Source organism: Pseudomonas sp. PNPG3 (genome assembly GCF_023093815.1).
In the GTDB taxonomy this organism is placed as follows: Bacteria; Pseudomonadota; Gammaproteobacteria; order Pseudomonadales; family Pseudomonadaceae; genus Aquipseudomonas; species Aquipseudomonas asiatica.
This window is the reverse complement of record NZ_JALLKV010000094.1, coordinates 1-10,250: the sequence shown is the minus strand read 5'-3', so window position 1 is coordinate 10,250 and position 10,250 is coordinate 1. Positions and strand designations below refer to the sequence as shown.

The window sequence follows — 10,250 nt, the reverse complement described above, 5'->3', positions numbered from 1 at the left end:
CACAGCTTCAGGGATCAACTGTCGGCTTTGAATGTGGTGTTCATGGATCCCTTACAAAGGTCTTTCAGCCTCTATCCTCAACTGCTCCACTTCATCAGCCGGGCTGCCATGGGCTATCGCCTCGTGATAGGCCTTTAGCGCGTTCAGAGCCTCCTGCATAAGCGGCTCACCCGCTTGGATGACTTCTTGCATAGTCTTTCTCATCCGCGTCTCCCTCCCAGCCAATCCCGAATTATTCGAGTGCGATCCACCGCTTCACTGCGAACTCGATGCCCTTCGAGCGCCTGGTCATCTTCGTAGACGATCTTGATCGCCTCTCCGCAGAGGTAATGGTCTTAGGCCTGGACGCGGTCAGAACATTTATGGAAATCCCGAGCGGCCGAAACAGTAGGTGGTTTGCTTGCCATCCTGCCACCTACTGTTTTTCAGTATTTAAACTCTACGGGTGGGGGCGCTTTCCGATATTCCGTCGCGTCACTCCAATGAATGCAGACACCCCTGAAAGCCCCTCGGATACGGCAGCAGCGGATTCATATTTATTCAAAGATTTGAAATATTTATCACTAACCCCAAACATTTCCCATCTTCCAAGTTTAGTGATGGAGCGTGATAGCTTCCTAACTTCATCGACGGAAATATTTTCGAAAATCAGCGCCGTAACTTCATTGATTGGCCATGGCATTGGGGTATTAACATCCCAATCCACATTTGGTAGATCACTATGAGTCACCACCAAGAAAGCAGAGATCATGCCTGTATTAGTATCCAGGTCTACTTTTATATCTGCTTCGAGCTCTCCTTGCCCAATAACACTTGCTCCTACCTCTGCAATTTTTGTCCCGCATGGCCCATCAATCCATGCTCTGGCCGCACCTACGAAATCAATTACAGATTTTACACTCAAAACCCCACTTAGCCCTTGCCCAGTTGACAACTCAACTAAAATACTTTTCAATCCAAAGCTTCCTGCTACGCGCCACTTAATCGATCCTCCTCCCGAATCCGCAACCATAATCGCTGGCTCTATTTTTTTTGATACATAATCCACCAATTTTGTCTTTGGTGAGTACACAGCCATATCAATATGTTCAGAACGCAGAGTTGGGTTTGGGACTGGATTTCCGTATGGAAAGTCAGGATCTGGGGTAATTACAATTGTCGACTCCGCGCAATCCCCAACAGCAATTGAAGCTCTTAGGGAAGTGATCACTACATGTGAGCCACCGAAATCCACTTTGATAGATGGTTTAAATCTTAACCAAGGAACAATCTCCGTCAGGCTATATCTCGGCAGCAAATCAACAATCAACCTTACAAAAGACGGCCCAGTCAACCAAATTATTTGCCTTTCCACCTCCTGCAAGTATGTATCTTTCTGGGGGGATGGTACTTGTGTATGCATCAGTGCACTATCAGCGTCCGCGCCCCAACTGGGGGTAATAGTCGGCGCTACTCCGCCTTGCGATCTCCAGTACAACTCGTTTACACCCTCATCAAAATCAATGGATACAGGTGATGACGACTTAATTAGGTATGACCGTATTACCTCCCCCGGGTTACCCTTGGGGTGGACATTAACATCAATTGTTACTTCTAACACTGCAGCATTAGCACCTGCCGTTAGAGATAAATTGACAACAAACGATGAGTATGCCAGCCCGTAGACTGGCATATCTATATTTCCGGTGTATTTCGATGGACTTCCCGGGTTTATACCAGCCAGTCCATCTAGAACAAGATCAACATCTCTCGAAATCTGATCCCAAGAGATCGCAACAGCTGGCATGCCTTTAGCGAAATCAATAAACTGAGCTTGAAGATCCGAAATGGCGTTACTCATAGAACCTCCTGCCGAGAGAAACATTAATGCTTTTCAATTAAGTTTCACTAGTTGAATTTTACGAGCGGATACCGATCAAAAACACTCAAGAAAATCCAACTAACCCTAAGGCCAATAAACGCGAGCCTAGATTGCTATTCAGACTGATTAATATGGCCACCAAGATACTATAGACGTAAATTTTTCATCGTCGAGCATCCAGAAGCGAAAAACCCAAAGTCGTTATGCATAGGTAGTACTATTTTTTGGAGCAGTAGCCTTGGGAGCAGCTGCGGACGTTTTTGCACATCAGCTACAATCTTCGGAGCCCTTGCATAAAACGTCATGAAACTATCTTTTGTGATGATCCACATTCGGATGCAAAAAGAAATAATAGAACAGCTTCGGAAGCATGCAGAGCGAATTCAGAGCCCTCCTCCCGTCAGAACACATCCGGCCCTGGTTGGGGCTCAGCTCGTACAGAATTTGGTGGCTACAAGGCCGGATTTGAGCAAGGTATCACTGAGGTCAGCTGCAAGGCCCAAACCGAAATTTTTGTTATGCACACGGCGAACGAAGGCAGTTGGCAATGAGGCTCCCTCCACAGCACGCCTCCCGCTATCGCATCGGCGGTGATAGCAATGGAATCAACGCGACCATCAACCCTCCGCCGGCGCTACATTCTCCGGCAGTGCCTTGGCCATCCATGTGAGCCACCCCACCGGCGCACAAGATGCGTGCATCCCCAGAGACCGAGCACCAGGGCAACTGGAACGACCCAGCTACACAGCGCGCTGCAGGTGAGCTTCAGGCTCTTCCACTAAAAGCAGCGGCAGTCCATCGGGCTCCCTCCCAAGCAGAAGTAGCTCACACGCCATGAACAGCACGTTGTTCGAACCCAAACCATACACGCCCCTAGACTCACCCGACGCGTGATCAAGCAAACCGAGCTCTAGGCGTTCAAGAATCTGCTCAAGCCTTGCCTCGTCGGTACCGCCTTCACCGAAACTGATCAGGCTCGACAGCGGCTGCCCGGCAAGAGACAGCGGGGCTAGGTAGTTATGATTAATGGCATGTTCCGCAATGACGATAGCGCTGTGCTTGTTCACCAGATACCGCATGTAAAGCAGACCTCCAAGCCACGGGCAGCTTGGCCAAACTGGCGGAAATTTTCGAGTTTCAAGACGGACAGATACGCAGCGGCACTCCCTGTTACTAATAGCAAAACAGGGATGCCAATTTGGCAATTTTTGCCGGCGCATAGATCATCCCTGACGGCTAGTGGCTATATGACATGATCTTGAATGAGAAACCAATACCCCTTGTTGACCAACCGGCCAGTCGTGTTGGGAGGGTTTCGTTGAACATGTGTGGGGCTGAGCCAAGCTGTCCAATCCACATCTCTTCAGGTAACGGTGCCGAAGCCGCGCTGCTGGACACTGGGACGACGCCAACAGCAAAGAAAAAACAGTGCTCGGAATGGTGGGTACATAGAGGCTCTCCGGTGCAAAGCGAGAGCCGAGCGACCTCGGTAGCTCAGAACACTACATAACGTCTTTCTAAAGTCTGTTTCACTCACCAGTGCTCACCCCACACCCGGTGCCCGGAGATGGATGATGGGCCTAACGAGTGGCCGCTTTTCGAGGGATCAGACGCCTTTTGCCAAGCTGGAAGACGCAGAGTTTTCTAAGGCATTAGCCAGCTCATGGAGCGCTTCTCGCAACCGTCTCTCCTCCTGCGGGTCGTCAGACGACGGCTGAAACTGGCGGGCATGTTTTAGTAGAGTCTCTAGATGTTTAACGTGAAGCTCTAGCTTAACTAGGATGGGTGGTTGGCTCGCTATTTCAGAAACCCGTTCGAAATAAATAGGGATCACACGTACCCCACCTAACCCAGCAACTTTCGGAAATCCCAGCAAATACCCATGACACACGTTACTTTGGATTACAACCACCATTAGCAGCTGGTTTGACTCTCTGTGCTCTTGTATGACCCACGCTTCAAAATATCGTGGAGAATCAGTCACATTAGCAACGAAAGCATTCAGCTCTTCAATCGTCGCAGGCCATACATTAGGTGTCCACGCCACATCTTCGGAAATTGGGACTAACAAGCAGCGCCCTTCCCTCAAGCCCTCAAGAGCCCGACTGTAACGAGAAGCGACAGGAAACGGATCGCTCTCGTCCAACGGTGCGAAGAACAGCGAGCAACTCATTTGCTTACCGTGCGAAAATCTGGCGGCAACTCGAATTTCCGTGGGTTTGCCAATTTGGGGAAGCTCAACGGGCGCACAGTCAAACACCGCGCCATCTTCTATTTGTCGATGACGCAGACAAAACCGGGCCCACTCACTATATTTAGCTTTCATGCCGCCCCCTTCAAGCAGGATGAGCACACTAGTTTCAATGGCAAATCGCGCAACACAATGAAACTTACGGAGAAGTTTAAGGAATACTTCCGTTTCATCACAGTACCCGGTGGACTCCATTTTATTGCTACATGCGAAAACCATTTAGAGGGTGGTTCTCCTGTAGCTAGAGACCGCAGGTCAATCAGGCCAACGGCTATGCTTCGATCAGCAGACATACCCGTGATCAATCCGGTCGAGCAAAGTCTTCACCCTCAGATATCCAGCCTCATCGCGGGCAAGCTCCAACGCAGCAACATCACCGAATTCGGCCAAGGGACGATTCAACCAGAGGTCGGCCTTGGCTTTGCTGCCAAACACCTGCTCGGCCTGACGTCGAATCAACTCCTCAAAATTCATTTCCGTTTTCATGAAATATGACTCCGTCGCTCCTTGATCATTCATCACTTGGGCGAATGGCGCGCACTGGTTGAGTTCAGGAATTTTCCAAGGCTAGGAGTGCAGGAAGGCTCACATGTTTTCTTGTCCCTGGCCCGGCTAAGATGTAAATCGTACTCATGCTTTCAAAAGTGGAATCATCTAGTACACGCTGGAAGCTAGAGCGAATTGCACCTGCTCGGGAACCTTCAGCCTTGCTGTCGTACACCACAGTGTGGGCAAAGACTACCGTTGGCTGTAGGCCCATAGCTTTAAGTTCATCTTCAAGATCACTAGGTACCATGATGTCGAGTAGGAGCCAATCCCGGACAATATAAAACGGTCGGCCCTGACTATTTGCGCGTGCCGTTTGCACAATCACGCCATCTGGTTGACCATCCCCTTCTACGGGAAGGCCGTGCTCGGATAAAAGTCCTGCTACCAACGCTGATTCCACTGTACCTACCTAATTCGTTTCTTTGAGCTACATATTCAACCGCTTCATTTCGGTATGTGGGGCTCAGTGAAGGGCGCCCTCGAACTGAGGACTACCACCGTCCGGCGACCAATCACACACCACATAAGTGCTACCGTTCACTGTACGAAAAAGATGGTACGCACCATACTCGATACGCCCGCGTAACGGAGATGTTCGGATTGTTGCCCCATCATGGAACCGCCCGCGACTCTCGCGATATACGATTCCAACCAGGCAATTGATTGCCTCATCGTAAATCACACAGCAAAGGAAGCCCGTGATAGCGATGCCAAAATTCGTAGCCATCGCCCGCTCCACGTTGCCAGGTACCAACCCTGGTGGTGTTTCTGTTGGTGACAGCTGGCTAGCTAAAAGTTCAAGGTTGCTGGACATCTCAGTGCACCTGGCGAAATTGATGGACAGTTCTATTTCTTTGCTTACCCATGTGCCTACCTCCCCTCCAAAATTTCCGCTATCGCTCGCCTGCACGGCCTCGCATTTAACCTTCGATAGCACTTGAGATCGGCGGCGTCTGTAACGGCAAACCTAGACCGTCAAAACATCGCGCCTCTTTCAACACTTCGCTGCACAGGTTGCCCAGCATCTCGTTGCCAAAGTGCTCATTTCCTTCCCACGCTTGAGCTGCAGACATCTGGTTTTCTTGTTGCCGTGTGAGTGACGCTGCATGCCTTCGCGCTTCGATGTGGGGCTGTCCAAGCACCTCATCAGAATCAGTCGAGACCCTACCGGCCTGGCACTGCAGTGTCCTCAAAGCCTTGAGGCTATCGGTGACCACCCTGTCCCTCTGGATCAGTTCGAAGCCCTGCCAAAGTCGAAAATTCATTGCATTCAGATATCCAGGATGAGGCAGGGATCAAAACCCGTTTTTTCACCTGGGTAACCTCGCGGATTACTCACCACGCGACACCCATGGGCCATGAAGTCGACCGCCTTGTGGGTGTGCCCGAATAGCCAGACATTGGCTCGTTCAAGCAACGTTGCCCAGTCGTTCGCATAGGCCGGGCCAAGTTCACGCCCCAGGTATTCAGGCAGCACCGACACCAACGGGGCATGGTGCGTGACGACCACGGTACGCCCATCGAATGGGACGCTGAGTTGCTGATCGAGCCACTCAAAGCTCTGGCGGTTTTTCTGGATGAGGTCATAGGGACGAAGGCGGCGGTACTCCTGAGTGCGGATCTGCTTGAAGTCATTCATGCACCCCCACGCGGCATAGGTGGCCTGCAGCTGATTACCCATAGAACTGTAATCCGTCCACCCGGTGGCCACCAGAAATCGAACCTCCCCCATCACCAGTGCCTGATTCTCCATCACATGGATGTGGGAAGAACCCGCGCTGTGTGCCTGCATCTTCGTCAGCGTGTTTTCGAGGTGACCCCTATAAAACTCGTGGTTCCCGCAGCAGTAAATAAGGGGTACATCGAAAGCCTCTGCCGCCCAAGCGACACCCCGTGCTCGCGTGTGAATGTCACCTGCCAGCACCACCACATTTGCTTCCACCGTCGGCGGGACAAATGGGTGAAATTCGATATGCAAGTCGCTGTACAGACGGAGTTTCACGTTCACCTCGTTTACATCTATGCGGCGTGTCGGCCTGGCCGTTGTCGCTACCGTGCTGGTTCGTTGACGCTGTTCTGCTGCGCTGTTGAACGCTGCTCTGCCGGGCGATCGATTTAGGGGTAAATTGAAGTCACCCCCTGTCCATCGATCTGCTCGGTAAAAGAAGGGTGTCCTCTGCAGCACTTCGCCTGGTTGAAACGGGACTGCCGAATCGCTCAATAACGCAAACTATATACGGTGTAATTGAACGCAGCAACATGGCCAGATCCTTGCCTTTTCGGGAGGCGGTTCGATGTCGCTGAAACCGGCTTTTGCTGCAATGCTTCGATCCGTCCGAGACGCACAGTCTCGCACGCAGGAAAACGTGGCCACCGCCACGTCACGCACCTACTTGGGTCACCTGGAAAACGGCAGCTCCAACGTAAGCTTGGACAAGCTGAATGAGCTCGCGCACAGCCTCGGCTTGTCGCCGCTGACGCTGATTGCCCTCACCCTATCCGCTCACGACGAATGCTCCGCTGATGAAGCCCTGCAGCGGGCCCACGATGAAATCCATGAACTGGGTGAAGCCGTGAAGCTTGAGGTGATTCGGGCGCATCTGGTGGATGGCAAGCTCGTGAAGCGTAAACCTCACCGGCCAGCAAATGCGGAGAAGCTAGCGCGGGTGCAGGCGTGCAAGGCCAAAGGCATGACCCAGTCCGCAGCGGCCCGGGAGCTTGGGATGAGCAAAGGCACGGTTCACTTGCTCTGGCACTGAGTGTTTCCTTTTTTGCGGCGTTGCAATGCCAGAAAACTCCACCTCGTCCCGTTAAACAAGGCAATTTCACCGCGCCAGACATCTCACTAGATGTCTGGCGTTGGCTTGGGTGAACTAAAACTCATGTATCTCAGATCGAGACAAGGGCGCATCCTCTGATAACGGCTGATTGCTGGGGTCGTATACCAACCCACGAATCGAGTGGTACACCAGGCTTCCCGGCACATACTCGATACTCGGCGCATCGGATGCTTTGGCGCCCATCAGCCCCATGCCACCGTCGAAGAGGAATGTCGTCGACTCGGGTGCACATGCCACGTGCGAGAACCGCACAATGTTGGTGCTCGTCCCCTTCTGAGCCGATTTAAAGACCACGCCATCGATCTGTGGTATGCAGTGCGTCGCCAGGTATTCGGCTATCACCTGGGTCGTCAGATAATCTCGCTCCAGGCCTAGCAAAACCGGGAGCGTAATCACGCGATGCAGGTACCTTAAGAAATTTCTTCGCCCCTCCAGATGCTTGGGCAGCTGTCCGGCGCTCGCATTGGCCGCCCTTACAGCGCGGATCCGCGCCGGATTTGTTCACAAATCACCGATATACCATCAAAATGACATCACTCATCAGCTTAAGCACCTAGCTTGAGCGATGACCTGAGGCATCTGGCGTGAGGGAAATACGTCGCCTGTAGCAGAAGTGCCTGACGCAGTGGCGCGCCACCGGCATTTTTTGGAGTTGATTTTGCTCGTTTACCTGGCTTAGGATTTGCGCAGGTGACGGCTCTACCCTCAACTGGAATCAATCGATTCCGAGCCAGATGAAATCAGCTGCGTTTGCGGCTCATCTGACCGTACCTGATAATTTCGTTGAGGTTTACCATGCAAGAGACCAATGTCACCCCTCGCCTGTTTGATTCTGTAGTCCAGAACAGCTCTGAAAAACGCCTTCGCACACTGCTTGAAGCTAACTACCCTCGTTTCGCCGCACTAAGTGAGTTTGAGCAGAAGCTCAGCGAAGCCGAGCATGCCCAGCGGAAGGCAGAAGGCAGAGCGGGCAAAAAAGTGCTGCCTGCGACCAAAACCATCGTAGCCGCCACACTGGGTTGCAAACGCTTCAATGACTTGGCAAGTCTTGAAATCCCAGTGGACGAACACCTTGGCGTACCTGAGCTAGAGCAACGACTCGCCCAGCAAGCTTCCCTCCTTAGCGCATTCATCTCGGAGCAATCTCCAGCTCTCGGCCTGGTACCTCCCTCCTGCCTGGATGAAATCTGCTGTGAGTTCGTCGATATGTGGCAGCCTACGGCACGCACCTACGATGAACTTGCACAAACGATTCATCGTGCTCTACAAGCCAAAATCGCCGGCGAACTACCAGAATGGTTCAACCGGGTAGCACCTCAGTTGGAGGATGCAAGCTGGAGCTCCGAGATACTGCCTAAGACCCTGGTTTACGAGGCCCTCGCGCTTCTCAAGGTGGCAGACGAAGCCTCCTTGACCCCGGCCATCTGGTACAAACTGGCCTGGCCTGCAATGCGCGAAAACCTGGGTATTGCTGCCACGGCTTTGGCCAACACCAGCGAGTTCGCAAAGACCACCCGTGCCACCAACATTTTCCAGCTGCTTTGGGAAAGCGGGATCATCTACGCCGGCATCCATCTCGCCCGGATGCACCACGACCTGCTCGCTTCGAACCGCATCAATTTGCAACGGGCGGAGCAAGTCATCGACCAGGTCTTCCATCAGTATGAGACCTCTCCCAATCGTTCTGAAGTCTTCACCACTTCCGAGTCGCACGCGGAGCTGTTTAGAACCTTCAACACCATCAAAATAGCCGCCTTGCGAGACGCTGAAGAGCCCGCCCGTATTCTTCAGCTAACGCAAGAAATTCTTGCCGCTGGCACATATGCCGCCAGGCTTGGTTTCGAAGGTTTTTCTGCGTGCGTCATGTCGATCCTCGCTCCTGATCTTCCAGAGCTCCAGGGCCAGGGCAACGAGGAAATTTTCGCTCTGCGGGAGAAAATTTCCCGGTACCCGCAAGCGGAGGCTTTCTGCCGCCACTCTGCTGAGCTCGCACTCGCAAATCGCCGCCGTTAAAACATGACCCCTAAGCTGGCCAACAAACCAGCCTACCGGCATTAGGCGCTGATTATAGGTGGGCCCGGCCCGCTTCAAACCCAGATCAAAAGGTTCAAGACATGACAACCAAAACCTGCAACGTATGCCACGGTCGTGGCGGCCCAATCGAAATCGAATGCCCTGACTGTGATGGCACTGGATTTGACCCAACCGAAGAGAAACCATTTGCTCAATGCCACACCTGCTTCGGCGAAGAAACTATCGTTGTGGATGAGTGCCCGAACTGCTGCGATACCGGCGAAGTCGATGTTGACGATGAGTGAAGTCACAGGGCCAAGCTGCGTTCAGCCAATTAGCTGAGAAAAAGGGCTCTACGGCGCGGTGCTGCACCGCGCTGTAGGGCCCCTCAATCTACAAAGTCATTGCCCTGCCAGTTCGTCACTCACAAACCGAAATTCTCAGATGCCAAGCAGGCAACCGGTGCGGCAGAAGCGACGACGACCTTCGCTTCGTGTCTGCGGCTAATGTCTCTTCAAGGGTTGGTGGCCCAGAGCAGCAAGCTGATAGTCGCTGATAGACTGAAATCGCTGCTCTGCCTCCTGCCGAAGCCGTTCCACTTCCGACTCAGGCCTCCCAGCTTCCTTGGCCTGGTAGTAGCGCTCCATAGCCCTCACCGCGTCAATCATGATCGGGTCATCAGTAAGCGTCCGGCGAACTCACCTTCCGAACTCCAGCATTAAGGGCGATGGTGTCC

9 protein-coding genes are annotated in these 10,250 nt (G+C 52.7%); 2 read left to right on the top strand and 7 right to left on the bottom strand.

Features of this window, described 5'->3' with window-relative positions:
* Positions 1-439: 439 nt before the first annotated feature.
* The 6 genes from MJ643_RS29630 to MJ643_RS29605 form a co-directional block, all read right to left on the bottom strand.
* Entirely contained in the window at positions 440-1,840 is a 1,401-nt protein-coding gene (locus MJ643_RS29630) for a hypothetical protein (protein WP_247727223.1), read from the bottom strand.
* Positions 1,841-2,601: 761 nt separating this feature from the next.
* Complete coding sequence (locus tag MJ643_RS29625) at positions 2,602-2,940, bottom strand: hypothetical protein (RefSeq protein WP_247727222.1); 339 nt, start codon at positions 2,938-2,940, stop codon at positions 2,602-2,604.
* A gap of 527 nt (positions 2,941-3,467) precedes the next feature.
* A complete protein-coding gene (locus tag MJ643_RS29620; RefSeq protein ID WP_247727221.1) occupies positions 3,468-4,187 on the bottom strand; it encodes a hypothetical protein in 720 nt (239 codons plus the stop codon).
* Between the two features lie 207 nt (positions 4,188-4,394).
* Entirely contained in the window at positions 4,395-4,598 is a 204-nt protein-coding gene (locus MJ643_RS29615; RefSeq protein ID WP_247727220.1) for an MbcA/ParS/Xre antitoxin family protein, read from the bottom strand.
* 983 nt (positions 4,599-5,581) lie between these two features.
* A complete protein-coding gene (locus tag MJ643_RS29610) occupies positions 5,582-5,926 on the bottom strand; it encodes a hypothetical protein (protein ID WP_247727219.1) in 345 nt (114 codons plus the stop codon).
* Between the two features lie 5 nt (positions 5,927-5,931).
* Positions 5,932-6,663 carry a metallophosphoesterase family protein gene (locus MJ643_RS29605; protein WP_247727218.1) on the bottom strand — a complete coding sequence of 244 codons (732 nt, stop codon included), beginning with the start codon at positions 6,661-6,663 and terminating at the stop codon, positions 5,932-5,934.
* A gap of 292 nt (positions 6,664-6,955) precedes the next feature.
* On the opposite strand from MJ643_RS29605, the gene MJ643_RS29600 reads away from it, so the two are divergent.
* Together MJ643_RS29600 and MJ643_RS29590 are read left to right on the top strand one after the other, a co-directional pair.
* On the top strand, positions 6,956-7,420 hold the full coding sequence (locus MJ643_RS29600) for a helix-turn-helix transcriptional regulator (protein ID WP_247727217.1): 465 nt from the start codon (positions 6,956-6,958) through the stop codon (positions 7,418-7,420).
* An 876-nt stretch (positions 7,421-8,296) separates the two neighbouring features.
* A complete protein-coding gene (locus MJ643_RS29590; RefSeq protein ID WP_247727215.1) occupies positions 8,297-9,514 on the top strand; it encodes a hypothetical protein in 1,218 nt (405 codons plus the stop codon).
* Between the two features lie 74 nt (positions 9,515-9,588).
* Here the strand turns inward: MJ643_RS29590 and MJ643_RS29585 are convergent, their stop codons facing one another.
* Positions 9,589-9,825, bottom strand: a complete 237-nt coding sequence (locus MJ643_RS29585) for a hypothetical protein (RefSeq protein ID WP_247727214.1) — start codon at positions 9,823-9,825, stop codon at positions 9,589-9,591.
* Positions 9,826-10,250: the final 425 nt, after the last annotated feature.

Bases quoted from the DNA above. Each gene is read 5' to 3' on its own strand.
- MJ643_RS29630 (WP_247727223.1), bottom strand. From the start codon at position 1,840: ATGAGTAACGCCATTTCGGATCTTCAAGCTCAGTTTATTGATTTCGCT.
- MJ643_RS29625 (WP_247727222.1), bottom strand. From the start codon at position 2,940: ATGCGGTATCTGGTGAACAAGCACAGCGCTATCGTCATTGCGGAACAT.
- MJ643_RS29620 (WP_247727221.1), bottom strand. From the start codon at position 4,187: ATGAAAGCTAAATATAGTGAGTGGGCCCGGTTTTGTCTGCGTCATCGA.
- MJ643_RS29615 (WP_247727220.1), bottom strand. From the start codon at position 4,598: ATGAAAACGGAAATGAATTTTGAGGAGTTGATTCGACGTCAGGCCGAG.
- MJ643_RS29610 (WP_247727219.1), bottom strand. From the start codon at position 5,926: ATGAATTTTCGACTTTGGCAGGGCTTCGAACTGATCCAGAGGGACAGG.
- MJ643_RS29600 (WP_247727217.1), top strand. From the start codon at position 6,956: ATGTCGCTGAAACCGGCTTTTGCTGCAATGCTTCGATCCGTCCGAGAC.
- MJ643_RS29590 (WP_247727215.1), top strand. From the start codon at position 8,297: ATGCAAGAGACCAATGTCACCCCTCGCCTGTTTGATTCTGTAGTCCAG.